This window comes from Arthrobacter sp. SIMBA_036 (assembly GCF_046535135.1).
GTDB lineage: Bacteria > Actinomycetota > Actinomycetes > Actinomycetales > Micrococcaceae > Arthrobacter.
The window spans coordinates 59,391-83,578 of record NZ_JAWRXG010000010.1 but is presented as its reverse complement, the minus strand read 5'-3'; the positions used below and the strand labels follow the sequence as shown (position 1 = coordinate 83,578).

24 protein-coding genes are annotated in these 24,188 nt (G+C 63.2%); 9 read left to right on the top strand and 15 right to left on the bottom strand.

Annotated elements, in window-relative coordinates; translation table 11 throughout:
• Positions 1–5: 5 nt before the first annotated feature.
• The 3 genes from SB659_RS14460 to SB659_RS14450 all read left to right on the top strand — a co-directional run bounded on the left by SB659_RS14460 (position 6) and on the right by SB659_RS14450 (position 1,693).
• On the top strand, positions 6–608 hold the full coding sequence (locus SB659_RS14460) for a TetR/AcrR family transcriptional regulator (protein WP_410550850.1): 603 nt from the start codon (positions 6–8) through the stop codon (positions 606–608).
• Positions 609–684: 76 nt separating this feature from the next.
• On the top strand, positions 685–879 hold the full coding sequence (locus SB659_RS14455) for a hypothetical protein (protein WP_410550925.1): 195 nt from the start codon (positions 685–687) through the stop codon (positions 877–879).
• Positions 806–1,693: an alpha/beta hydrolase gene (locus SB659_RS14450; RefSeq protein ID WP_410550849.1), complete on the top strand. Its 888-nt coding sequence runs from the start codon at positions 806–808 to the stop codon at positions 1,691–1,693. Before SB659_RS14455 ends, SB659_RS14450 begins: the two co-directional genes overlap by 74 nt.
• 126 nt (positions 1,694–1,819) lie before the next feature.
• On the opposite strand, the gene paaZ is transcribed toward SB659_RS14450, so the two are convergent.
• The 11 genes from paaZ to SB659_RS14395 form a co-directional block, all read right to left on the bottom strand.
• Complete coding sequence (gene paaZ / locus SB659_RS14445; protein ID WP_410550848.1) at positions 1,820–3,919, bottom strand: phenylacetic acid degradation bifunctional protein PaaZ; 2,100 nt, start codon at positions 3,917–3,919, stop codon at positions 1,820–1,822.
• A gap of 190 nt (positions 3,920–4,109) precedes the next feature.
• Positions 4,110–5,102, bottom strand: coding sequence for a glycosyltransferase family 2 protein (locus SB659_RS14440; protein ID WP_284980163.1), 993 nt, complete (start codon positions 5,100–5,102; stop codon positions 4,110–4,112).
• Positions 5,103–5,129: 27 nt separating this feature from the next.
• Positions 5,130–5,861: a tyrosine-protein phosphatase gene (locus SB659_RS14435; RefSeq protein WP_410550919.1), complete on the bottom strand. Its 732-nt coding sequence runs from the start codon at positions 5,859–5,861 to the stop codon at positions 5,130–5,132.
• 74 nt (positions 5,862–5,935) lie between these two features.
• A complete protein-coding gene (locus SB659_RS14430; RefSeq protein WP_410550847.1) occupies positions 5,936–6,547 on the bottom strand; it encodes a GNAT family N-acetyltransferase in 612 nt (203 codons plus the stop codon).
• A gap of 25 nt (positions 6,548–6,572) precedes the next feature.
• Complete coding sequence (locus SB659_RS14425; protein WP_410550846.1) at positions 6,573–7,436, bottom strand: 3-hydroxyacyl-CoA dehydrogenase family protein; 864 nt, start codon at positions 7,434–7,436, stop codon at positions 6,573–6,575.
• On the bottom strand, positions 7,433–8,254 hold the full coding sequence (locus SB659_RS14420; protein WP_410550845.1) for an enoyl-CoA hydratase/isomerase family protein: 822 nt from the start codon (positions 8,252–8,254) through the stop codon (positions 7,433–7,435). The genes SB659_RS14425 and SB659_RS14420 overlap by 4 nt, the downstream gene beginning before the upstream one ends.
• Complete coding sequence (locus tag SB659_RS14415) at positions 8,254–9,480, bottom strand: thiolase family protein (RefSeq protein ID WP_410550844.1); 1,227 nt, start codon at positions 9,478–9,480, stop codon at positions 8,254–8,256. Before SB659_RS14415 ends, SB659_RS14420 begins: the two co-directional genes overlap by 1 nt.
• A gap of 132 nt (positions 9,481–9,612) precedes the next feature.
• The gene (locus SB659_RS14410) at positions 9,613–12,090 is read right to left on the bottom strand and encodes a hypothetical protein (protein ID WP_410550843.1); all 2,478 of its coding nucleotides are present in this window, start codon (positions 12,088–12,090) and stop codon (positions 9,613–9,615) included.
• A gap of 7 nt (positions 12,091–12,097) precedes the next feature.
• Positions 12,098–12,856 (bottom strand): peptidoglycan-binding protein, encoded by a 759-nt coding sequence (locus SB659_RS14405; RefSeq protein WP_284980157.1) that lies wholly within the window; start codon positions 12,854–12,856, stop codon positions 12,098–12,100.
• Positions 12,857–13,036: 180 nt separating this feature from the next.
• Positions 13,037–13,693: a pentapeptide repeat-containing protein gene (locus SB659_RS14400; protein ID WP_410550842.1), complete on the bottom strand. Its 657-nt coding sequence runs from the start codon at positions 13,691–13,693 to the stop codon at positions 13,037–13,039.
• A 109-nt stretch (positions 13,694–13,802) separates the two neighbouring features.
• A complete protein-coding gene (locus SB659_RS14395) occupies positions 13,803–15,266 on the bottom strand; it encodes an amino acid permease (protein ID WP_284980155.1) in 1,464 nt (487 codons plus the stop codon).
• Between the two features lie 239 nt (positions 15,267–15,505).
• On the opposite strand from SB659_RS14395, the gene SB659_RS14390 reads away from it, so the two are divergent.
• The 5 genes from SB659_RS14390 (at position 15,506) to SB659_RS14370 (ending at position 19,811) form a co-directional block, all read left to right on the top strand.
• The gene (locus SB659_RS14390) at positions 15,506–16,249 is read left to right on the top strand and encodes a CPBP family intramembrane glutamic endopeptidase (protein ID WP_284980154.1); all 744 of its coding nucleotides are present in this window, start codon (positions 15,506–15,508) and stop codon (positions 16,247–16,249) included.
• Between the two features lie 48 nt (positions 16,250–16,297).
• On the top strand, positions 16,298–16,735 hold the full coding sequence (locus tag SB659_RS14385) for a VOC family protein (protein WP_284980153.1): 438 nt from the start codon (positions 16,298–16,300) through the stop codon (positions 16,733–16,735).
• A 21-nt stretch (positions 16,736–16,756) separates the two neighbouring features.
• Positions 16,757–17,722 (top strand): 1,4-dihydroxy-2-naphthoyl-CoA synthase, encoded by a 966-nt coding sequence (locus SB659_RS14380; protein WP_410550841.1) that lies wholly within the window; start codon positions 16,757–16,759, stop codon positions 17,720–17,722.
• A gap of 8 nt (positions 17,723–17,730) precedes the next feature.
• Positions 17,731–18,867, top strand: coding sequence for an AMP-binding protein (locus SB659_RS14375; protein WP_410550840.1), 1,137 nt, complete (start codon positions 17,731–17,733; stop codon positions 18,865–18,867).
• A gap of 62 nt (positions 18,868–18,929) precedes the next feature.
• Positions 18,930–19,811, top strand: coding sequence for a 1,4-dihydroxy-2-naphthoate polyprenyltransferase (locus SB659_RS14370; RefSeq protein ID WP_284980150.1), 882 nt, complete (start codon positions 18,930–18,932; stop codon positions 19,809–19,811).
• Positions 19,812–19,836: 25 nt separating this feature from the next.
• Here the strand turns inward: SB659_RS14370 and SB659_RS14365 are convergent, their stop codons facing one another.
• The gene (locus tag SB659_RS14365) at positions 19,837–20,145 is read right to left on the bottom strand and encodes a DUF4229 domain-containing protein (RefSeq protein ID WP_284980149.1); all 309 of its coding nucleotides are present in this window, start codon (positions 20,143–20,145) and stop codon (positions 19,837–19,839) included.
• Positions 20,146–20,233: 88 nt separating this feature from the next.
• On the opposite strand from SB659_RS14365, the gene SB659_RS14360 reads away from it, so the two are divergent.
• Positions 20,234–20,602 (top strand): PLD nuclease N-terminal domain-containing protein, encoded by a 369-nt coding sequence (locus tag SB659_RS14360; RefSeq protein WP_284975535.1) that lies wholly within the window; start codon positions 20,234–20,236, stop codon positions 20,600–20,602.
• A 29-nt stretch (positions 20,603–20,631) separates the two neighbouring features.
• Here the strand turns inward: SB659_RS14360 and ccsB are convergent, their stop codons facing one another.
• Genes ccsB through SB659_RS14345 form a run of 3 tightly spaced genes read right to left on the bottom strand, consistent with a single transcriptional unit; the run spans position 20,632 to position 24,187 of the window.
• Positions 20,632–21,693, bottom strand: a complete 1,062-nt coding sequence (gene ccsB / locus SB659_RS14355; protein WP_410550839.1) for a c-type cytochrome biogenesis protein CcsB — start codon at positions 21,691–21,693, stop codon at positions 20,632–20,634.
• Positions 21,693–23,432 carry a cytochrome c biogenesis protein ResB gene (locus tag SB659_RS14350; RefSeq protein WP_410550838.1) on the bottom strand — a complete coding sequence of 580 codons (1,740 nt, stop codon included), beginning with the start codon at positions 23,430–23,432 and terminating at the stop codon, positions 21,693–21,695. Before SB659_RS14350 ends, ccsB begins: the two co-directional genes overlap by 1 nt.
• Positions 23,432–24,187, bottom strand: coding sequence for a cytochrome c biogenesis CcdA family protein (locus SB659_RS14345; RefSeq protein ID WP_284980145.1), 756 nt, complete (start codon positions 24,185–24,187; stop codon positions 23,432–23,434). The genes SB659_RS14350 and SB659_RS14345 overlap by 1 nt, the downstream gene beginning before the upstream one ends.
• Between the last annotated feature and the right edge of the window lies 1 nt (position 24,188).

The following is a 24,188-nucleotide window of genomic DNA, read 5'->3' as shown; positions in this document are numbered from 1 at the left end:
CCACCATGCCTACTGAGACCACCACCAAGCGCGGACGGCCCGGTTATGACCAGCAGTCGGTGCTCCGCATCGCCGTCGACGTCTTCAACCGCCACGGGTACGACGCGACGTCCATGGGCATCTTGGCCGAGAACCTCGGGATCTCCAAGTCAGCCATTTATCACCACGTTCCGTCCAAGGGCGATCTCCTCAAGCTCGCCTTGGACCACGCGCTGGGCGGCCTGGAAGCCATCCTGGAGGAGCCCTCTGCTACGTCGGGTCCTGCAGACGCCCGGCTCGAGTTCGTGCTTCGGCAAACAATCGCGGTGCTTGTGGACCGGCTGCCGTTCGTGACGTTGCTGCTTCGCCTGCGCGGCAACACGGAGATTGAGCGCGACGCCTTGGAACGCCGCCGCGCGTTCGACCACAAGGTCGCTGAGTTGATCTCGGCCGCGCGTGAGGACGGCTCGCTGCGCCAGGATATCGATCCCCGCACCGTGACCCGCCTGCTGTTTGGCACTATCAACTCGATCGTTGAGTGGTACAAGCCCGGCGGTTCCCTGTCCCCGGAGAAACTGGCGGACGACCTCATCACCATGGCCTTCGACGGGCTCCACACCGCCGTCTGATTCTCTCTTCGCCTGGCTGTAGACAAACTATTTCCAGCCGGAAGCGAAGATGGCACTAGTTGTAACATGTTCAAGTATGGGAGCATCCTTCACGGCCGCCGAGGCTACGTGGAACTTGGACGGGATCGCGATGCGCGGGACGCTACTGCGGCCCGCCGGCAGTGGCCCCTTTCCCGCGGTGGTTCTCGTCGCCGGCAGTGGTCCCACGGACCGGCAGTGGTCCCACGGACCGGGACTGGCGCTCCCCCCTGCTGCCAGGGGCGAACGGTAGCGGTCGCCTGCTGGCTGAAGCATTCGCCGAAGCTGGCATCGCCTCGTTGCGCTATGACAAACGCGTTTCTGGACCTCACGGTCTGGAGAACGCCGCCGCGCTGATCGGGCGACTCAGCATGCAATCTCATTTGGACGAACTGGTTGCCGCCGTGCAGGTACTCGCTGCGGAAGAGTTCGTTGACTCGTCTCGTATCGCCGGCCTAGGCAGTAGTGAAGGTGCGCTGCACATCCTCCACTACGTGACCAGTCCCCAGGCAATCCCCTTTGCCGGCATCGTGCTCGCTGCTCCGCCCGGACGCTCCGGAAGGGAAGTGTTGCTGTCGCAGCTGGCCCTCATGGCCGCCCAGGTCCCTAATGGGGACGAGCTTTTTGCTCTCGTGCGCGCCGCCGCAACTCGATATGAGGCCGGACAGCCGATGGATCTAGACCCTCGCCTGCCGGAAAACGTCCGGATGGTGCTGTCCAGCTTCGAGGCACCGGCAAATCTCCCACTCGCTCGCGAGCTATGGATGGAGAACGCCGCGGATTCTTTGTCGGCCGTTAAGGTGCCCACACTGGCCCTCATCGGCGGCCGGGACCTTCAGATAGATCAACACGCCGACGGCGACCCGTTGCGGGCGGCAGCAACGGGCATGGCGAACGTAACGTTTGCGTTCCCACAGAACGCAAACCATGTCTTCAAGGAAGATCACCGGTCCCCGGCTGAAGTGGCCTCCACGCCCGGCAACGGCTACAACGATGAGAACACCCATCTCGATCCCGAGTCCCTACAGATCACTCTTCGATGGCTCAGCGATCTTTTCCTGAGATAGCAGACCACCACGTCCCACCGTCGTGAGATCCCTCCAAAGTCGCCACAAACACGAAACGCTTCCCCACCATGTGGAGAAGCGTTTCGTCGTTACGGGGATCAGTTCCTGGGATCAGTTCAGCGGAGGCTACTTCTCCACGAGGGTCAGGACGTCGTACGTCGCCACGATTTCGTCGTTCTGGTTAGTCAGGACGGCATCCCAGGCCACTTCGCCGTACTCATCCGTTTCGCGGGGGGTGATCTTCTTGGCCGTCAGCGTCACGCGGATGGAGTCGCCGGCCGCAACAGGGGTGATGAACCGCAGGTTCTCCAGGCCGTAATTGGCCAGCACGGGGCCCGGCGCCGGCTCAACGAACAGCCCGGCCGCCCAGCTCAGCAGGAGGTAGCCGTGGGCCACAATCCCAGGGAAGAACGGGTTGGCCTCGGCGGCTTCCTGGTTGGTGTGCGCGTAGAACGTGTCCCCCGTGGAATTCGCGAAGGCTGTGATGTCCTCAAGCTTGACCTCGCGCAGCTCTGAACGGACTGCGTCACCGATGCGGAGCGTGGAAAGGTGCTTCCGGAACGGGTGCTCCCCTTCTGTCTCCACAGTGAAGTTGCGGTCGGCCCCGGTGTGCCAGACGCCGGTTACGGCCGTCAACATGTTGGGGGAACCCTGGATGGCGGTTCGTTGCATGTGGTGCAGGACCGAGCGGATTCCGCCCAGCTCCTCGCCGCCACCTGCCCGGCCGGGGCCGCCGTGGACCAGGTGCGGAACGGGAGAACCGTGCCCCGTTGAGGACCGGGCGTCCTCGCGGTTGAGCATGTGGACACGGCCGTGGTGAGCCGCGATTCCCAGCACCAACTCCCGGGCTACGGCAGGATCGTTTGTGCATACCGAGGCCACGAGTGACCCTGATCCGCGGGCTGCTAGGCGGATGGCATCAGCAAGGTCCGAGTACCCGATCACGGAGGAAACCGGCCCGAAAGCCTCGAGTGAGTGCACTTCTTCGGCCTCGGCATCCGACCAGCTCAGGAGTACCGGCGACATGAACGCGCCATCTTCCACGACGCCCACCGCGCCTCCGACCGAGGTGACCGACGGCGAATCGAGGGACCCGTACGCGAGCTCGCCACCGGCGTCGAGCATTGACTGCACGGCAGCGCGGACGTCGGCCAGCTGGTCCAGGGATGCCAGGGCACCCATGGTGACGCCCTCGGCCCGCGGGTCGCCGAGGACAACGCGCTCGTTGATGCGGGCGCCGACGGCGGCGGCGACGTCAGCGGTCAACGCCTGCGGGACGATGACGCGGCGGATGGCTGTGCACTTTTGGCCGGCCTTGACGGTCATCTCAGTGACCACGGCCTTGATGAAAGCGTCGAACTCCGGGGTACCGGGGATAGCATCGGGTCCGAGGATGGCAGCGTTGAGCGAATCGGTTTCCGAGGTGAACCGGACACCCCCCTGGACTACGTTCGGGTGCGACTTGAGCGACTTGGCTGTTGAGGCAGAACCCGTGAAGGAAACGAGGTCGCGGTAGTCCAGCTCATCCAGCAACGTCCGGGCGGAGCCGGAAATCAGCTGGAGGGAACCGGCGGGGAGGATCCCGGATTCGATGATCGCCTTAACGGCCGCGGCTGCGACATATCCCGTGGGCGTGGCCGGCTTCACGATGGTAGGGACGCCTGCCAGGAACGACGGCGCGAACTTCTCGAGCATGCCCCAGACGGGGAAGTTGAAAGCGTTAATCTGCACAGCGACGCCGGGAATGCGGGTGTAAATGTGCTCAGCTACGAACGAGCCATCCTTGGACAGCGTCTCCATGGGGCCGTCCACCACAACCTGCGAGTTCGGCAGCTCGCGGCGGCCCTTGGAGCCGAACGTGAACAAAACGCCGATACCGCCGTCGATGTCGATCATGTTGTCGATCTTGGTGGCACCCGACTGGGAGGAGGACGCGTACAGTTCCTCGCGGCGCCCGTTCAGGTACATGGCCAGCTCTTTGAGCTTGAGCGCCCGTTGATGGAACGTCAGCTTCCCAAGTTCAGTGTGGCCGGTGGTGCGTCCGTAATGCACGACGGCGGCAAGGTCCAGCCCATCGGTGCTGACGTTTGCCAGGACTTGTCCGGTGCTCGCATCGCGAACCGGGACGGTCTTGACGCCGGGTTCGGGGGTCCACCAAGCGTCCTGGACGTAACTGGGGACGGTTGCAACGGCTGTGGTTTCCGGGGCGACTGCGGTAGTGGTCATCGTCGACGGGTCCTTCCAAGGCACATGAAAGCGGCACGGTCATTGCTGACGAGCGCCAACATTACTGACCGGCCGTTCGGTAATATAGACAGCCTACATGAATGCCGGGAGGAGTACAGCAGGAATTTTTCGCAGCGGCGGGAGGTGGAAGCGCAACCGGCTAGTGCTCGAGCTGCTAGTGCTCGACCTGCTAGTCCCGGGGCTGCTGGTTCCGCTTCCCCAGCTTCCTTGCCAGCAGCATGGGCTTCCTCAGGAATTCGCCCACGCTGGTTCGTGTCAGCACGGTCTGGTTCAGCGCCTCCAGCCGATCCAGCAGGTGGTCAAGCTTCGCAGTGGCTTCGTCGAGACGCCGCTGCTGGGCCATGATGAGTTCCTCCTGGGTGGCCAGCACCCGGGTCAGGTAAAGCGTGGCGCCTAGGCCGTTCCGGGCCACTCCTTCACGGAGGTACTCATCGCGCACCACGGCGTCGTAGCGGGCGTGATCGGCCGCCTTGGAGAAGAGGCTGTTGCCGTCGTGTCCCCCTGCTTCCGGCCGCTGCGACCAGAAGGCGAGCGGTTCGCCGTCGAGGAATCCAACATGGGCGTGGCTGAGGACGCGAAGATGGAACTCCCAGTCCCCCACCACGGGAAGGTCTTCGTTGTAATATCCCACGGCGTCATGCAGGCTGCGCCGGTACAGGAACGAGATGGGGACGGCCCGGTTGATCTTGAGCATGTCGGAAAGCGTGATCTGCCGCATGTCAGCCCAGAAGATCTCGCGGCGGACCTCTTCGATCGCCTCACCCACAAGTTCTTCGATGACGATTTCCGTCCGAACCATGACCCCGACATCGGAGGCATGCCCATCCAGGTAAGCGACGGTGCGCTCGAGGAAAGTGGGAGCCCAGAAATCGTCGTCATCGTGGATCACGATGAACTCGCCGGTTCCCGCCTTGAGGCCAGCATTCGATGCCGCTTCCATGCCCACCGACTCGGTGTGATGCAAGGTGGTGATCCGCTCACGTTCGGCGTCGGACCGGGCGGACATGACGCGTTCGACGTCGCCGGGGTCGCCGCCGTCGTTAACCACCACGACTTCGAAATCCTGAAAAGTCTGCCCAAAGATGTCTTCCAGCGCGCGTGCGAGGAAGACGGGCCGATTCTTTGTTCGGGTCACGATGGTGATGCGGGCGCCTGCGGTCATGGCTGGTCCTCCAATGGGGAACTGTGATCAGTTCTGCATATTAGCAGTGCGGGTAGTGAGCTTACCTCTGATCGCTTGCACTTCCGCGGCTGAGACCCCGTTGGCTTCGAGGAACCCTGTGGCATCGAACGAGCCCAAAAATGCCCGCAGGCTGGCCCGCCGCTGCGTCAATAACGCGCCCAGGTCGGCATCCGACAGATAGGGATCATGGGCGTGCGGGGCACCGTGCGTGCGGTGGCGTTCATTGATTCCCCGTGCCGCGAACTCGTAGCCATGGACCATTTCCTCGTCGCTGAAGCCCGCCAAGCGCTGCAGGATCAGGGCTATCACGCCGCTTCGATCCCGCCCGGCAGAACAATGGACAACCACCTTGCCCGGCGAGGCGGCAATGGCCCGGAACACCGCCGCAACTTTGCCTCCGAACAGGTTGAGGTAATCGGCGTACTGCTCCGGATCCTTCAGGTAGGGGCCGAACAACTCGCTGAAGCGGCTATGGTCCGGATCTTCCGTGGGGCAATGGACGACGTCGATGCGGGCCTTCACATCGGCGGGGACCTGGGGATCGGTATCGCGCGAGCGCCTCTCGCGGGAGGTGCGGAGATCGATGACTGTCCGGACGCCGTCGTCGTACATTTGCGACCAACCGGCCTCGGTCACCCACTCGCTGCGCCCCATTCTGTACACATCACCGGCAATCCGCCACGCGTTGACGGCACCGTCCCAGTGGACGCTTTCAGGCGAAGGGCTTGTCCCTTCCATGGGAGTCATACCAGCAGCTAAGCACATGCGGGCGGCTTCGCCGAGGGGTTAGCTCTCGCGACTATGACGCGCACTTACCGCCGAGATCCCGCCCCTCGGCGAGAGCTTAGCCGCAACTCCAAGCCGTTGCGCACCGCGGGCCACTCGTGTTCAAGGATCGAGAAAACCACCGTGTCGCGCAGTGCGCCATCGGCACTCCGGGAGTGGTTACGCAATACGCCATCCTGCTTGGCCCCGAGCCGGGCGATAGCCTCGCGCGACTGATGGTTCAACCAGTGTGTGCGGAATTCCACGGCCGGGCAGCCGAGCACTTCAAAGGCGTGCTGCAGGAGCAACAGCTTCGAGTCCGGATTCGTTCCTGTGCCGTGGGCCGATGCCGCGTTCCACGTGGAGCCAATTTCCACGCGGGGTGTGACGGCGTCGATGTTCATGTAGGTGGTCATGCCGATGAGCTTGCCCGTTGCGTTGGAGCGGGTGGCGAACGGCAGCATGGAGCCTACTGCCTGCAGTCCCAGCCTGCGATCGATCTCGGCGCCCATCCCCTCCGGCGTCGGCACTGAGGTGTACCACAGCTTCCAGAGTTCGCCGTCGCGGGCGGCCTCTACGAGGTCATCATGATGCTCCTGGCTCAAAGGCTCCAGCGTCACGAATTTTCCGGTCAAGGTGATGGGTTCGAAGGAAGTCACCCGGCAAGCCTAACCGGCACGGGCATCAATCCGTCCAGTCGAAAAACCCCTTGCCGGTCTTGCGCCCCAGCTCCCCGCGTGCCACCTTGTCCCGAAGGATCTGTGGCGGCGCGAAACGGTCGCCCAAAGTGGACTGCAGGTACTCGGCGATGCCCAGGCGCACGTCCAGCCCTACTATGTCGGTGGTCTTGAGGGGTCCGGTGGGGTGTTTGTATCCGAGGACCATCGCGGCGTCGATGTCTTCAGCGGACGCGACGCCCTCTTCCACCATCCGCATCGCTTCAAGCGCGATAGCCACGCCCAGCCTTGATGAGGCGAAGCCCGGTGCGTCATTGACGACGACGGCGGTCTTGCCAAGTGCCTCGGTCCAGCTTTTCGCCGCTTCAGCGAGTTCGGGAGACGTCTCTTTGGCAAGCACCACTTCGATGAGGGTGGACGCGGGGACGGGGTTGAAGAAGTGCAGACCAACAAAATTGGCCGGACGTTGCAGTTCGTTCGCGAGCCCCGTCACAGAGAGGGAGGATGTGTTCGAGGCCAGGTAAGCATCGGCGGGAAGGTGCGTCTCAACGGCTTTGAGGGCCGTGACCTTCAGTTCATAATCCTCCGGTACTGCCTCCACCACGAGCCCGCAATGGACAAACGAGGCGTAGTCGGTGGACGTGCTGAAACGTGCCATCGCCTCTTCGGGTGCCTCGTTCAAGGTGCCGCGGGCAGCGGATTTCGCGACGGCGTCGGCCACCCTTGCCTGCGCTCCGGCGGCGGCCTCGTGATCGCGTTCGACCACCATCACCGTGGCACCTTTGGTCAGGAACGCGTGGGCGATCCCGGCACCCATCCGGCCACCGCCGAGGACTCCGACGACGTGCGGGATACTGTGAGTGGCTGTCATTTCTCGGTCCTGTCCTGGGTGGGCATGTCCTGGGCGGGCACGTCCGGCATCTTTGCCGATTTCTTATCGTTTCGTTTGTCGAGGAAAGCCTGCATGCGGTCGAACTTCGCCTGCGACTCAAAGAGGATGCCTTGGGCCAGGGTATCGATCAGTGGGTGGGATTCGGCCGGGGCGTGGAATACGGACTTGGTGATCCGGACTGCCAGTGGATCCTGCCGGCCAATCCGGTCTGCCAACCTGTGCGCTGCATCCATCAGCTCTGCCGCCTCGTGGATTTCGGTGACCAGGTGGATGGCGAGTGCTTCATCAGCCCGCAACACAGCACCGGCCAGGAGGATCTCCTTGGCCTTCGGCTCCCCCACCAATTCCTTGAGCCGCCAACTGGCGCCGGCCGCGGCGAGGATGCCCAGGCCGGTTTCAGGGTTACCGATGCGCACGTTCGGGGTGCCGATCCGGAAATCTGCGGCATAGGCAAGCTCGGCGCCCCCACCGAGGCAGTAACCATCCAAGGCGGCGATGACAGGCATGGGCAGCTTGGCGATACGGACGAAGATCGTGGAGTTGATGCCCTGCAAGGCGTCGTTCCGGCGTCGTTCCCGCAGCTGTCCGATGTCGGCTCCCGAGGCGAAGACGCCGTCGGTACCCGCGATAATAAGTACCTTCGGGTTGCGTTCGAGTTCGGCGCACACCATATGCAACTCATCCACCATGGTTTGGTCTATCGCGTTGCGCACTTCGGGGCGGTTCAGGAGGACCGTCAGCCGGTCCTCCCTGTCGTCAAGGACAAGGGTGGTGAAGTCCTCCGGATCCAGTGCCATTACACGCCTTCCAGCAACATCGCGGTACCTTGTCCCACGCCGATACACATGGTGGCCAGTCCCAGTTTCGGTCCCGTTGCGGAGCCGAGTTCGCGCTCCATCCGGCCCAGCAGCGTAATGGCAATGCGTGATCCGCTGGAACCGAGGGGATGGCCCAAACTGATGGCGCCGCCGTCGTTATTCACAATGTCCGGGTCCAGGCCCAAGCGACGCATACTCGCCAGCGACTGCGTGGCGAAAGCTTCGTTGAGCTCCACGGCGCCGAGCTGCTCCACGGTGAGACCGGCGCGGGCAAGGACTTTCTGCGTTGCCGGAACTGGCCCAATGCCCATGATTTCCGGCTCACATCCGGCCGAGGCGCCGTCGATGATGCGGGCGCGGGGTGTCAGGCCGAATTTCTTGATCGCAGCTTCGGACGCGACGATGATGGCTGAGGCGCCGTCGTTGAGGGTCGAGGAGTTGCCGGCCGTGACCACGGAGCCACCGGGAACCACGGGACGCAGCCCGGCCAGGACGTCCATGGTGGTGCCCTCTCGGGGTCCTTCATCGGTGTCCACCACGGTCTCGGACTTGCGGGTCTTGACCGTGACAGGAACCATTTCGTCCTTGAAACGCCCTCCCGCGATGGCCGCAAGGGCGAGCTCATGAGATCTGACGGCAAACGCGTCGGCATCTTCGCGGGAAATGTTGTCCACGCGAGCCACTTCCTCGGCAGTCTCCGGCATGGAATACGTCATCTTGCCGTCGCGCGAGAGCTCGCCTTTGGTGAAGAGCGGGTTGGCGAAGCGCCAGCCGATGGAGGTATCGAAGATCTGTCCGGGCTTGGCGAACGCCGTGGTCGGCTTCTCCTGGACCCACGGTGCCCGGCTCATCGACTCAACCCCGCCGGCCACCACGATGTCCGCAGCACCGGACTTGATCATGTGGCTGGCCATGATGATGGCGCTCAGCCCGGAGGCACAGAGGCGGTTCACGGTGATCCCGGGGATGTGTAGGGGAAGTCCGGCCAGGATGGTAGCCATCCGGGCGACGTTCCGGTTCTCCTCACCTGCGCCGTTGGCGTTGCCGAGGATCACCTCGTCGATGGCGTCAGGGTCGACGCCGGCACGCGCCACGGCTTCCCGGACCACCAAAGCTGCAAGATCGTCGGGGCGGACAGCGGACAGCGCCCCACCGTATCGACCTACAGGCGTGCGTGCGCCGCCAACCAGAAAAGCCTCGACCATGGGAACATCCTTCGCAGAAGAAAGGGTCGGCACGGAATAATATACCGACCGTTCGTTCTATAAAGATTACACGGCCAGGCGGAGGGGTCAACAGGTGAAGCCGTACAGGCTTCCCCGCGAGCCCGGGGCACGCTACGGGCTCGCGGGAGAAGTAGCTGCCGGCGCCGGTGCTGCCGGCGCTGCGGTGGCGGGTGGGGGGCTCGCCGCTGGTGCAGGAGCAACGGGGGCCGCGGGCTCGGGGGTCACCGCTTGCTGGGTCGGCCCGGTCGGCTGGATTGGCGCCTGACCGGGTGCCTGACCGGGTGCGTGGTCTGCCGGAGGCGCGGGACTGGGAACGCTGGAGGGGTTGGACCCAGGCGTCGGCTGCTGAACGGGCGCTGACGGATCGGTGCGTGCAACCTCAGGGGCTTGGGTAGCCCCCGGCGAGGTATTTGCCGGTGGTGTGGGTCCGGTGGTTCCAGCAGGGGAGGCGCCGGGCTCCGCACGGATGATAGCGATGATCTGTTCCTTGAACCCTTGCAGTTTGCCCTGGATCTCCGAAAGCGGGACATTTTGCAGGTTCCGCCCGTACTCAGCGATTTGCTGCCATAGCGCAGTGAGCTTGGACATCCCCTCCGAGCTCAACGGACCGTCAAGGGTAAGTACGAGCTGGCTGGCCAAGGCGTACGTCAGGCAGCGGACGCAATTGTAGTTAGCCGCCGTCGAGAGGTTTTGAGGGACGATCACGTTCGCCTGCCCAACGATCAGCACAACCTGGAATCCGACGGCGACCGCGGCACAGTCTTTGCAGCTGGCGAAAGCGTAGGCACCGTTGGTGTTGAGCACGTCATGGCCATCGTCCGCCCAGACCAATGCGAATGCGACGTCGTAGACCACTGAGCCGTCCGTGGTGTTGACGGCGAGGGCCTGATTGTCCCCATCCGCCGGTGGAGCCGGTTTGTCGAAGGGAAACACCCAGGAAGGCGCCACTGTGCCGGGCGTGCCGCCACTTTGGGCAGACTGGCCTGTCTTGGCTGAAGCTTCCCTCGGCACCAACACCATGCTCAGCTGGGGATTGTCACGGGTGGGTTTGCGGGCACCGGCTGGCCAGAGCACAACCGTCTGGCCGGTTTGGCCTTCGTGCATACCTTGGACGGCAGCGGCAGGGAGCATCGCGGTTGCGGCATCAAGGAGGGTGCCGCGCTCGTAAGACTGGATCGGGCGGTAGGTATCGGCGCCTGGCCACCAAGCCCACGCCAAGCCGGCCACGACAGCAAGGATTGCCATCATTGCCACACCCCGCTGCAATGACTTGCCCTTGGTCCTTCGCCAAAGTCCGGTGAGGAACTGGCGTCCGGAGCGGAGCAGGATGTAAAAGATGCCCAGAATCGGCAGGGCGATGCACAGGATCGCGACGATTCGCACAGCGACGTCGGCAAAGTCCCCCGTGGAGGCGCTGTGGGAGAGCATGGCCTGCTGTTTCCAACCGTTGTCCCAGGCAGTGGCCAGCACGCGAGGAAGGGTGAGCAGCATGGTGGCCATGCTGAATATCAGCAGGGGAACGGTCACCAAGACCCAGATGGTCACGACGGCGCGCGCCCAGGGCTTGAGCAGCTGGGCCTCTGGATCGGTTTTTCGCCATGGGAGAAGTCCCAGCAGGGTGGGTTTGATCCGCTGGAAGAGGTCCGGAACGCCGGTGGCGTCGGCAAGGATGTGGTAGCCGTCGAAGCGAACCATGGGCATCAACTGCCGAACCATCTGCAGGATTTGGGTGACCACTACCAGCAACAGGGCGTCGTAACCGGTGACCCACCAGGTCCCCATGATGGCGACAGCCACGATGGCATTGAAGTACAGCCCACCCAGGTCGGTCCGGATTCGGCCACCTCGGCCCAACCGGTAGGAATCCGTGACGTCGGTGTAGAACGCGGGCCACATCAAGTACAGGCCTGTGCCCATTGCCCCGGGCGTGGCGCCGCCACGCCGGGCCGCAGCGGCATGGCCGAATTCGTGGAAGCCGGCCGAGACCACCGTGACCACCAAAATGAGAAGGACCAGGCCCGGGTTGGCGAACGCTTCGTGGGTAGCCGACGCGAGGCCCTTGACCATCAGGAGCCACCAACATGAGGCCAGGAAGGCGATCGTGATAACCGCCACGATTACCGGGTTGAAAAGCCTCGCAAACGGGGCAGTAAGTTTCCGTGTTCGCTCCGGATCGGTGACGGAGTAGCGGAACCGCATGCCAAGAAGCGGGTTCGATTTCCTCACTTCGGGCTGGGAGCCGTCCGCGAGCTGCAGCAGGCCCATCGGCAGGAGCTGGGACGTTATCAGCGTCCGGACATTGTCCGGGCTCACCAGTTTTCCGAAGCCGTCGCTGGCATGCTCTGCGATGGAGTCGACGTCCCGGCGGCCGTCAATTGCCTCAAGGATCAGGTACAGCAGCCGCGTGAGCTGGATGGTCTGGCCGTCGGCACGTCGGACCAGGGATGGGGCTTCTTTGTAACCCGAGCCCTTCGTTTCGCCGATGAGCTGAACGCCGTCGGCCCGGACAGGGACGGTCAGGCTGCCATGTGCCGCAGGCGCTACCGGAGGGCCGTCCTGCCCGGACGGCCCTCCGTTCACAAGACTCATCCGGCTGCTACTGCTTCATGGTGGACTGCTGATCCGCCGACGACGTCGCATTGCCGTGGATGTCTTGGTTGATAATGGCATCCTGATGGGAAACGGCCACTGCTTGGCTGTCGATAGACCCGATGTTCGCACCAACCGCCGCATCAATCGGGGCTGCGACATTGGCGTTAGCGGCCACGGCTCCGTTGATCGGCGCCGCAATGCCGGCATTGGCGTCCAAGTTCACGTCGACGTTGAGCAGGTTGCCATTCAGTGCGCCAGCGGCGCCAGCGGCAGCTGTTCCAGCATCCGCTACTGTCCCGGCAGGCACTGCGCCGGCACCGGGCACGACTCCAGCGCCGGGCAGCGCCTCGGTACCAGTGGTTGCTGCAGGTACAGCGGTCCCGTCGCTGGTCGGCACCGGCGACTCTGGAGCCGGGGAGGCCGTAGGGGCGGTGCCCGAACCCTGGTCGATTCCGCTGTCCTGCACTGAATGCGCGGTGGCATCCCCGGTAATGCCCTGGTCGATAAGAGCACCCTGCTGTGCCAAGGCCTGTGATTCTGACCCGAACGACAGGACGTTGGCGGACGCACCGGCATCAATGGGTGCTGCGACGTTCGCGTTGGCGGCAACGCCAAGATCGATGGGAGCGGCCGCGCTGATCCCCAGGTTCAGGTCCGCGTTCAAGTCCAGTACGGACGCCACTTCCTTATCCGGGAGGGCCGTTGCCCCTTGGGACATGAGTTCTTCCTCCGAAAGTTCGGGCATTTCCCGCTCAACGCTCATAAGAATCTCCCTATCCGGCACCCTGATGCCTGGTCACAGCCCTCGTCATCCAGCCCTCAACGGACGGATACAGCTCGAGGTACCTAAGTAGCTGAGTACCTCAGTACCAACAGATAGTAAGCATAATGATCATTATTTCGGAAGCGGTGAGCGAGCGTGCCGTCACATCCCAGCCCCAGGTCAGAGCACTCGTATCCCCAGGTGCCCGGCCAGCAACGGTGCCATGAGGCTCAGCTGGTAATCATCGATCACAACGCCTGCCAGGCCCGCCAAGCCATTCACGGCGCGGAATTCGGTGGTCCGAAGGTCCACGTCCTTGAACTTGGCGCCGGTGACATCAAGGGTGCCGATGGTGCAGTTCTTCAGCGCAATCCGTGTCCCTGTGCAGCCTCCCAGATCCAATTCGCTGATGATGCAATCGGAAATCCGGACGTCCATGAGTTTGGAACCACGGAGATTCACGTAGTCCAGCTTGCCGCCGTCGATCCGGACGGAGCGCCAGTTGCCCTCGTAAAGTTCGGCCGAACCCCACCTCGGGTTGCTTATCTCAACGTCCTGCCAGGACGTGCGCGCAGCGGCGAAAACAGGGGCATACGGCTCGGAAAGGACACACTCACGGAAGGTGGCACCGCGCAACTGGGCCTCATTGAAGGAGACGCCGTTGAACTCGCACTCGATGAAATCGGCCCCGCTCAACTCCTCCCCGTCCGCGGAGGCTCGGGTGAAGCGAACACCGTCATACCGTTCGCCACGCTGGAAGTCCGGGGCGTCGTCGTCGTGCAATTCTTCCAAGCGCACCGGGGAGATCTTGGGCGCCGCGACCTTTGTGTAATCCATGCATCGACCCTATCCCCGGGCACCGACACCCCCAACTCACGCATGTGGGGCCCGCTCTACACGCCAAACACCTGGTTTAGTGCGTAGAGCGGGCCCCACAACGCGAAAGTTAGCTGAACAGCTCGCTCTTAGGCTCGTTGTTCTTGACCTTCTGCCAGCCCAGCCACAACACGAGGGCAAAGAAGGGGATGGTGGCCAGCGTCCAGAGACCCAACAGGAAGACCTCGCCGGAAGCCTTGTCCGTCATGGTGTCGAAACCGATGAGCACCGTGATGGCGAGCAGCGCCACGAGGCCCACCCAGCTTGTCCACGGCGAACCGGGCATCGGAAGGGTGGAGACATTGCCGCGCTTCTTCCGGAGCGCGATCTGGCTCGCAAAGATGGAGCCCCACGTGAAGATGACCCCAATGGAAGCGGTGTTCAATGCAAGGTCGAACGCGTGCGAGCCGCCGAGCCAGATGTTTAGCAGGATGCCCACGAGGTAAACGGCACCGATCGCGAGGATGGCCGCGTACGGGACGTGGCGCGTGGACATCTTGGTGAGCCACTTGGGAGCGTGGCCGTTATTGGCCATGGTCCGGAAGATGCGCCCGATCGAGTAAAGCCCGGAGTTGCATGAGGACAGCGCGGCGGTGATGACGATCATGTTCATCACGTCGCCCATCCAGCCGAGGCCCATCTGGCCGAACACGGTAACAAACGGCGACGTCCCAGCGTGGTACTGGTCAGAAGGCAGCAGCATCGCCAGGAGCATCACCGAACCGACGTAGAAGATCACGATACGAACGACGACGGCGCGGATCGCCTTGGGCACTTCGCGCTCCGGGTTCTCCATTTCGCCTGCGGTGATGCCCACCAGTTCGATGGCGTTGTAAGCGAAGATCACGGCGTTGAGGACCAGGATCATGACCAGTCCACCCTTGGGGAACATGCCGCCGTCGCCCTGGAAGAGGTTGCCCACCGAGGCGTGTCCGGCGCCGACATGGGCGTTGGTGACAACCATGAACGTACCCACCACAAGGAAGATCAGGATGGCGGCAACCTTGAGGCAGGACGCCCAGAATTCGAACTCGCCGAACGCCTTGACGCTGAACAGGTTCACTGCCACCAGCAGCACCAGCGCGGCAATGGCAGAGAGTTCAACGGGCACGTTCGGGAAGAAGAACTGGAAGTACAGTCCGATCGCGATGAGTTCGGCGATGCCGGTCATGGCCCAGTTGATGAAGTACATCCAACCCGAAAGGTAGGCACCCTTCTTGCCGAACATTTCGCCCGCGTAGCTCACGAAGGAGCCTGAGGTCTGGCGGTACATGATGAGCTCACCCAGGGCGCGCATCAGGAGGTACGCGATGACGCCCGCGATGGCGTAGGAAAAGATCAGGGCCGGGCCGGTGGAGGCCAAGCGGCCACCGGCACCCATGAAGAGTCCGACGCCGATTGCGCCACCCATGGCGATCATGGTGACGTGGCGGCGGCCCAGCGTCTTCTGATATCCCTCGGCACTGAGGGTGGAACCGGCGGCCGGGGATGCGACCGGGGCGTTCTTGAGATCTGTGGGAGTACTTTGCGGCACAGCTGTTCCTTGCGGGTCGGGGTGTTGCTGTTAAGGGCGGCCAACGTGACGGAAAACACGCGGCTTTGGCTCACATAATTCGAGGTTTTCCACTTTGGAAACCCCGTTGAAGGCCGAAAGCAGCGGAACACCGAACGTTCGCGCAACGCGTCTATCTTACGGGACGGCTAGGGATGGTCCGTGACGCAGGCAACAGAAGGGCCATGCGTGGGGCTGCCAAGCAAAGCTACGCTGGTCCTATGGGCACCATTTCGACCAACGCGCGGCCAACCAAGGCGCATCTGTACAAATTCAATGCCTTCGATGCCGTTGCCGTGGCCGCCTACGTGGGCTTCACGGTCTATTTCACGCTGGCAGGCGAGTCGCTGAGACCGCTGATGCTGCACGTGTTCCCGGACCCGGCCACAGCGGCATATGCGGTCAATGCGGTGTTCTATGCCGTCGTCGGGCTCTTCGCCATCATCTCTGCTTGGCGCGTGGTGGGCCGCGACTTCAGGATCCTGGGCACGCGGCCGTGGTTCACGCTGGGGATGGTGCCATTAGCCATTGTTGTGATGCTCATTCTCACGGCTTTCCTGATGGCAGCATTCGGCTCGGCACAAAGCTCGGAAAACCAGTTGGGGATCCAGGGCCTGCTGCAGCACGTGCCTGCGTGGCTGATGGTTCCGCTGCTGGTGGTGCTGGGGCCGTTCGTGGAGGAGTACCTTTTCCGGCACCTTGTGATCGGTAAGCTGTCGCGACACGTCAATATCTGGATCTGCTGCGCGCTCTCCGTGTTCCTCTTTGCCTCGATCCATGTTGTGGGCAGGGAGGGGTTGGTACTTTCAGCCCTGGCTCCGTACCTGGGCATGGGCATCATCCTGGTGGCGGTCTACGTGTGGACAGGAAAGAATCTGATGTTCTCGTACTTTGTCCACGCCACAAAAAACCTCTTGGCGGTAATCCTGATCTACGCCGTCCCCGCGCAACTCCTCCCCCACTGAGCCCGGAGGCCTACCCAGCCGCCCACCCGCACGCTTAGCCTCATAAGCATGGCACTGAACATCCAAGTAGTAGTCGATTGCAAGGACCCCCACGCCCTCGCCGATTGGTGGGCGGAGACCCTTCAATGGCAGGTAGAGCCGCAGTCCGAGTCCACCATCCGGTCCATGATCGAGCAAGGCTTCGCAACTGAAGATCAGGCCACCACCCACAAGGGAAAACTCGTGTGGGCCGATGGCTGCGCGATCGTGCCCGCTGGGGAGCTGGGCCAGAAGGAGGGCCGGCGGATCCTGTTCCAAGTGGATGCCGCCGAAAAGTCCGTCAAGAACCGGGTGCACTGGGACGTCCGGCTCGATGGCCGGGACAAGGACGCGGTCCGCAAACAGCTTGAGGACCGGGGCGCCACCTACCTCTGGACGGCCAGGCAGGGGCCGCATGAGTGGCACACCATGGCGGACCCTGAAGGCAACGAGTTCTGCATCAGCTGAGGCCATTACTAGACTCGGACTGTGAACAACGATCTGCCTGCCAAGGTTTCTGACATCTTTGACCCCGTCCGCTGGCGCACAGTGTCCGGCTTTGACGACTTCAAGGACATGACCTACCACCGGCAGGTGGAACGTGATGCGGCGGGAGCGATCGTCAAGGACCTGCCGACGGTCCGGATCGCGTTCAACCGGCCGGAAGTTCGGAACGCCTTCCGTCCCGGCACGGTGGACGAGCTTTACCGCGCCATGGACCACGCCCGCATGACGCCCGACGTCGCGACGGTCCTGCTCACGGGCAACGGCCCGTCCGGGAAGGACGGCGGCCACTCGTTCTGTTCCGGTGGGGATCAGCGCATCCGTGGCCGGGATGGATACCGCTACCAGGTAGAGGGCGCCGCAGGTGATTCCGCAGAATTTATCGACCCTGCCCGCGCCGGCCGGCTCCACATCCTGGAAGTCCAGCGCCTCATGCGCACCATGCCCAAGGTAGTCATCGCCGTGGTGAACGGCTGGGCAGCTGGTGGCGGCCATTCCCTGCACGTGGTCAGCGACCTCACCATTGCGTCGCGCCAGCACGGCAAGTTCAAGCAGACCGACGCCACCGTGGGAAGTTTCGACGCCGGATACGGCTCGGCGCTGCTGGCCCGGCAAATCGGGCAGAAGGCAGCGCGGGAGATCTTCTTCCTTGCACGCGAGTACTCCGCCGAGGACATGGTCCGCATGGGCGCAGTCAACGAGACTGTAGACCACGAGCGCCTCGAAGAGGTGGCGCTGGAGTACGCGGCCGACATTGCCCGCCAGTCCCCGCAGGCCATCCGCATGCTCAAATTCGCGTTCAACCTTGCAGACGACGGACTGGCCGGGCAGCAGGTCTTCGCCGGCGAAGCCACCCGCTTGGCATATATGACGGACGAGGCCGTGGAAGGCAAGGAAGCATTCCTCCAGAAGCGCGACCCCGACTGGTCCAGCTTCCCCTACTACTTCTAGGACGCCTCGTGGACATCGAGCCCGTACTCAAAGCACTCGCAGCCGCCCTTGAGGGCGAGGGCCCCGCCGTCGAAATAATTGTTAGCGCAAACGGCCAGCCGACGGCGGTCCCGGTAAATACGGGAGTCGAGGATGCCGCCGTCGTGGTCCGCACCTCCGGATCCACAGGGACTCCGAAGGCAACCATTCTGACTGTGGACGCCCTTGTGGCGTCATCCGTGGCCACCGCCATGGCGCTCCGCGGCGAAGGGCAGTGGCTGCTGGCCTTGCCCCTGCAGTTCGTGGCCGGAATCCAAGTGCTGGTCAGGTCGCTCTACGCCGGAACCCGCCCGTGGGTGATGGACCAGTCGAACGGCTTCACTCCTGAGGCTTTCACGGCCGCGGCAGAGGAACTCACGGATAAGATCCGCTTCACGTCCTTGGTGCCGACGCAGTTGCAACGGCTCCTCGATTCTCCCGCGCCAGCAACCCTGGCCGTCCTGCGACGCTTCAACGCAATCCTCCTGGGCGGCGCACCTGCCACCCCCGCGCTCCGTGCCGCTGCCCGGGACGCAGGCCTGACGGTGGTGACCACCTACGGCTCGGCCGAAACCTGCGGCGGTTGCGTCTACGACGGCACGCCGCTGGACGGCGTCGAGGTGCGCATTGGGGCCGGTGAGTTGGCGGGCCGTGTCCTGCTCGGCGGAGACACCGTGGCTGCGGGCTACCTCGATGCCGAGGCCTCAGCCCAAGCGTTCTTCGAAGAAGACGGTATCCGCTGGTACGTGACCGGCGACCTCGGCGAATTGTCCGACGACGGCAAGCTCACGGTCTTGGGCCGCGCGGACGACGTCATCATCACGGGCGGCGTCAAAGGCTCCGCCGCGTACATCCAAAGCAAGCTGGAAACGCTCGACGGCGTCAAAGCGGCTTTCGTTGCCGGCGTCCCCTCCCGGCAGTGGGGGCAAGCCGTGGCAGCATACTTAGCCCTGGACGACCCCAGCGAAGATGGACTGCAGCGTGTCATGTCACAGCGGGAGCACTTGCTGGGCGTCCTGGCGCCCAAGACCGCGTGCGTGGACAGGGAATTGCTGATGCTGCCCAATGGGAAACCCGACCGGCTAACCATGATTGAACGGCTTTCCGCCCTCCATCGGGGACAATAGACACGTTCTTCCCTCACGAACTCCACCCGACGATCAATCGCGAAATACACGAGGTACTGCACGTGGCGACAGCTGCACAATGGATTCAAGGGGCCCGGCTCCGCACACTGCCCGCGGCTATCGCGCCCGTCCTGATCGGTTCGGCGGCAGCGTATGAGCTCCATGCGTTCCGGCTACTGAACGCGATCCTGGCGGCACTTGTTGCGCTCCTGCTCCAGGTGGGCGTGAACTACGCCAACGATTATTCGGACGGAATCCGTGGCACGGACGAAGACCGCGTTGGGCCCCTGCGCTTGGTTGGCTCCGGTGCAGCAAAGCCCGAGCACGTGAAGTGGGCGGCATTTGGCTTGTTCGGGGCGGCGATGATCTGCGGACTGATCTTGGTGATCATTACCCAATCGTGGTGGCTGATCCTGGTGGGCATCGGCTGCGTCCTGGCCGCATGGGGTTACACCGGCGGCAAGAACCCCTACGGCTACATGGGGCTGGGGGACGTTTTCGTCTTCGTGTTCTTTGGGCTCGTGGCCACCCTTGGCACCACGTACACGCAGGCCGGACAGATCAGCGTCGCCGCCGTGGTGGGCGCGATCGGTACCGGGCTGATCGCTTGCGCGCTGTTGATGGCCAATAACGTCAGGGATATTCCCACGGACGCCGCGGCCGGAAAACGGACGCTCGCCGTGCGCTTGGGAGACCGGCACGCCCGCGAAAGCTATGTGCTGATGCTCGCCGTCGCGATCTTGCTGGTGATCGTCCTGGCACCCACCAAGCCATGGATGCTGATTGTGCTGCTGCTGATCCCGGCCTGCCTGTTGCCGGCGTGGCTCATGATCAACGGGAAGAAGCGCAAGAGCCTCATCCCGGTGCTGAAACAGACCGGCCTGATCAACCTCGGTTACAGCGTTCTCTTCTCAATCGGCTTGATCTTGAGCCGCGGCTTCTAAGGCCTGCGGCCTCGCTGGTAATGCCTTAGGCGTTGCCCGGCCGTTTGTCGTTGTTCACTGCGATTTCGGGGTTCTGCTCCACCAGGTTGTCTTCAACCGCCGCATCTTCGACTTCACCGGCAGTCCGGAGGGGCTTTGCCCGGCCGGAAAGCCGCTCGCGCATTGCGGAGGTGGCCGCATCCCGCTGCTTTTGGAAGAAAAGGTAGCTGAGGGCGAAAGCCACCAGTCCGGCAAACACCGCCGCTGCCACCAAGCCCACCTGCAGGAAAGCGAACAGCACGAACAACGGCACAAACAGCGCCAAACGGATGAGGGAATACTTCAGGAAAGCCACCCTGCAAGTTTACCCGTTCAACTGGGAGCAGCCTGATGGCGTCAAAATCCGCCCCCGGTGAAGGGCATTGGAAGACTAGACTTGGTGCATGGTCCGGGTAGTTGGCGTCGTCGTCGTTCTTGTTTTCTTTGTCTACGCCTTGGTGGACGCGATCCGGACGGACAAACGGGCCACACGCGGTCTTCCCAAGCTCGCCTGGATCGTGGTCATGATCGTGCTCCCCTTGCTTGGCGCGGTTCTGTGGTTCATCTTTGGCCGGCCGTACGGCAAGCCCGAAGCCCAAGTCACCCGCCACTACCCCGCAGCGCCCGATGACGACCCCGAGTTCTTGCGGAACCTCGAGATCCGCCGCCGCAACCAGGCCGAAGAGCAGCGCCTGCGGCAACTCAAAGCCAAAAGGGACAAGGAGAAGCGTGCGCGCGGCCAGGAACCGCAAGACACCGACGGGTTGAATTAAGCGCCCGTAGTTCTAGGGCCCGGTAAGTCCTACAGCCCCGAGTACGAGTGCAAACCGTTGAGGACTGTGTTTACCAGCGTGAAGTTGACGATGACACAGGCGTAGCCGATGATCGACAACCATGCGGCTCGGGTTCCGGTCCAGCCACGGGTTGCACGGGCGTGAAGGTAACCGGCATACACAACCCAGATCACGAACGTCCATACTTCCTTGGGGTCCCAGCCCCAGAAGCGGCCCCACGCCTTTTCTGCCCAGATGGCACCGAACATCAACGTGAACGTCCAGCCCACAAAAGCGACGGCGTTGATCCGGTAGGACAGGTTCTCCAAGCTCAGCGCGTTCGGTACCAAGCGCATGAAGCCAAGCTTGTCCGGTCGCCCCGCGGCAAGGCTCTTCTGACGGTGCGACTGCACCAACTGAAGCGCTGACATCGCGAACGTCAAGGTGAACAAGGCCGAGGACAGCACCGCGATGGAAACGTGGATGATCAGCCAGTAACTCTGCAAGGCAGGAACAAGGTGGCCAACAGGAGTCCAGAAAGCAATTGACGCCGCCACCAGCATGATGATGGCCAGACCCACCACGAACGTTCCGAGGAACCGGAGGTCACGCCGGATGAGGACCACCAGAAATACGGCGATGGCCACGAAGGCTCCCGTGGTGAGGAACTCGTACATGTTTCCCCACGGCACGCGGCCGGCGCCAAACGCACGCGTCAGTACACCCGCTGCGTGGATGAGGGCCCCCAACACGGTCAGCGCTACGGCCACACGGGCGGGGACGCGGCGCGCGGCGGTGTACCTCATGTCCCCCGCCGCTGTGCCACCCTCAACGGTGACGCCCGACGTCGGACGCTCGGCACGACCGGCCGGCCCACCGGCGTCGGGTCCTGCCAAAGCGGCACGGCCAGCGGCCACGGGCACCCTCTCAGCCTCGGCGGTTGCCGCTGCCTTGAGGTCGATCGCGCGCAATGCCTTGCTGCTCTTGGCCAGGTCCCAGGCGAACGCGATGAAAGCCACGGTGTACGTGCCGGCGGCCAACAGCATGAAGAGCTCGCTGTACTGGCCCAGGGTTTCGTTGATGACAGGCATTACTGGTCCTTCGTGGTTGAGGAAGAGACGGCGTTCGGGGCGTCCGGGTTAGCCGGGCTCGTGGTGTCGGGCTCACCGGCAACATTCCATTCCCGGGCAAAAAGTTCACGCAAGGCTGCGGCTTCGCCCGCGAGGCGATGGTCCTCACCGCGTGCGAGCAGTCCGTACTCCACCATAGTGCGGCCATCTTCATGCGTTCCGGTGCGCACCCACACCCGCCGACGATTGACGTACAGGGACGTCACCAGGCCTGCAACGGCAAGCAACCCGAAGATCAGCGCATACAGCTGGCCGGGGTTGTTGTGGACGTCCAGGCCCACGTACTTCCTGACGCCGTCGAAAGTGATACTGCCCTTGCCGTCCGGCAAAGTAACGGTGTGGCCGGGAGTAAGGGTGATGGCCTTGTTCGGGAGGTTACGGCCGTTGAGCGGCTTGAGGTTTCCGACGTTCAGCTCGAACACGTTTTGGGGTACGCCCTTGTCCAGGCCCAGATCGCCGTAGAACGAGTTCAGGTTCAGCTGCGGGTTGAGGAGTTCCGGATCCCCGCTGAAGGAAACCCCGTCCTGAGTGGCGAAGGCCGTGGGCAGGAAGAAACCAACAAAGCCGAGTTGGTCGGGCTTGGCGTCGGGCACCTTGATGACCACCGAGGAATAGTAGTTGGCCCCTTGCACCTTGGCCACTACCGGACCCTGCAGGGCGATGTTGCCCTGCCCGTCGCGGACAGTGACCATGGGGGCGTAACCGTTGCCTGTGAGGTAGATGTTGGTTCCGCCCAAGGAGAGGGGATCGTTAACTTTCAGGACCTGCTTCTGGGCGGGCGCATCGGGTGATTCCTTCGTGGTCACCTCAGCCGTGTAATCGATGGGCTGGCCAAACTTACCCGGCGTCTCGTGATCGAAGGTGGCTTGGAAGCTGTTCAGCTGAACAGAGTACGGCTGCAGCCAGCCGCTTTGGAAGTTGGAGCCGGGCGTGAACTGGTCGTAGCCCACCAGGGTGTTGACGAAGGTGTCACCTTCCACCAGGATCCGCTGGCCGCTGTATCCAAAGAGCCCACCCACAGCAACCGAGACAAGCACCCCGATCAGCGCGGTGTGGAAAACCAGGTTTCCCACTTCCTTGATGAGGCCACGCTCGGCACCTACGGAAGGCAGCGCGCCGTCGGCGTCCCTGATGTCCACGCGGTAACCGCGCTTCTTGAGCAGCCCGGCGGCATCGGTGATGGCTTTCGACGCCGGAATCCCGGCGTCGGCGGGCAGCACCAGGGTGCCATACTCCGGCAGGCGCGAAAGGCGCTTGGGGGTCCGCGGCGGCTTGGACCTCAGCGCCTTGTAGTGAGCGATCGCCCGGGGAGTGACACAGCCGATCAAGGAAATGAAGAGCAGGATGTAGATTGCCGAGAACCACGCTGAAGAGTAGACGTCGAACAGCTGCACCGCATCCATGATCGGCCCAATGGTGGGGCGGTCCTTGATGTATTGGGTAACGATTGCAGCGTTGGCCGCCCGCTGGGGAAACAGGGAACCGGGGACCGCGCCCACCGCCAGCATCAGCAGCAGGAACAACGCCGTGCGCATGCTGGTCAACTGGGTCCAGGACCACCGGAGCATTCCCTTGATACCGAGCGCGGGCAGGGCGGCCTCCGACTTGGCTCGATCTACCGCGGAGCTGCCGGTCTCTTCGGGCGCTTCCGGCGTGTTACCGGCGGTGGAATTCTTCTTGGCTTTCACAGACTCGCTCATCAGATCGGCAACTTCACATCAGTTTGGAACCAGTACTGCAACTGGGTCACCCAGCTCCCCCACACTCCTGTGGCCATCAGGACGCCAAGCAAAATCAAGATGCCTCCGCCGATCCGCTGGATGGCCAGCCGGCGTTTGCGGAAGAAGGACATGACGCCCATTCCCCGGCGCACGGCCAAGGCAATCACCAGGAACGGAATCCCCAAGCCGAGGCTGTACGCGAAGGCGAGCAGGGCGCCTTTAGCGGCGGACGAACCACCGGACAGGCTCAGTAACTGTACCGCGGAGTACGTCGGTCCGATGCAGGGCGCCCATCCCAGTCCGAAGGTCAACCCCAGGAGCGGAGCGCCCCACAGGCCTGCCGGTGGCTTCGCGTGGATCTTGGCGTCCCGCTGCAGCCAGCCGAAACCGCCCATGAACACAACGCCCATGACGATCACCAGCACACCCAGCAGCTGTGTGATCCACGCGTTCTGCCTTCCGGTCAGCAACGTTCCGAGCTGCCCGAAGGCACCGCCGAGGAGAACGAAGATCACGGAGAAACCCAAAACAAACAGGCCGATTCCCGCCAACATGCGGCCTCGCCGCTGCTTCTGAAGGTCGACGCCGGTCAGGCCGGTGACGTAGCCCAAGTAGCCAGGAACCAGGGGAAGCACGCAGGGTGAAAGGAACGAGACAAGTCCTGCCAGCAACGCCACGGGCACGGCCAGCAACAGCGAGCCGTTCAGGATCGTTTCAGCGAAAGGACTGTTCATG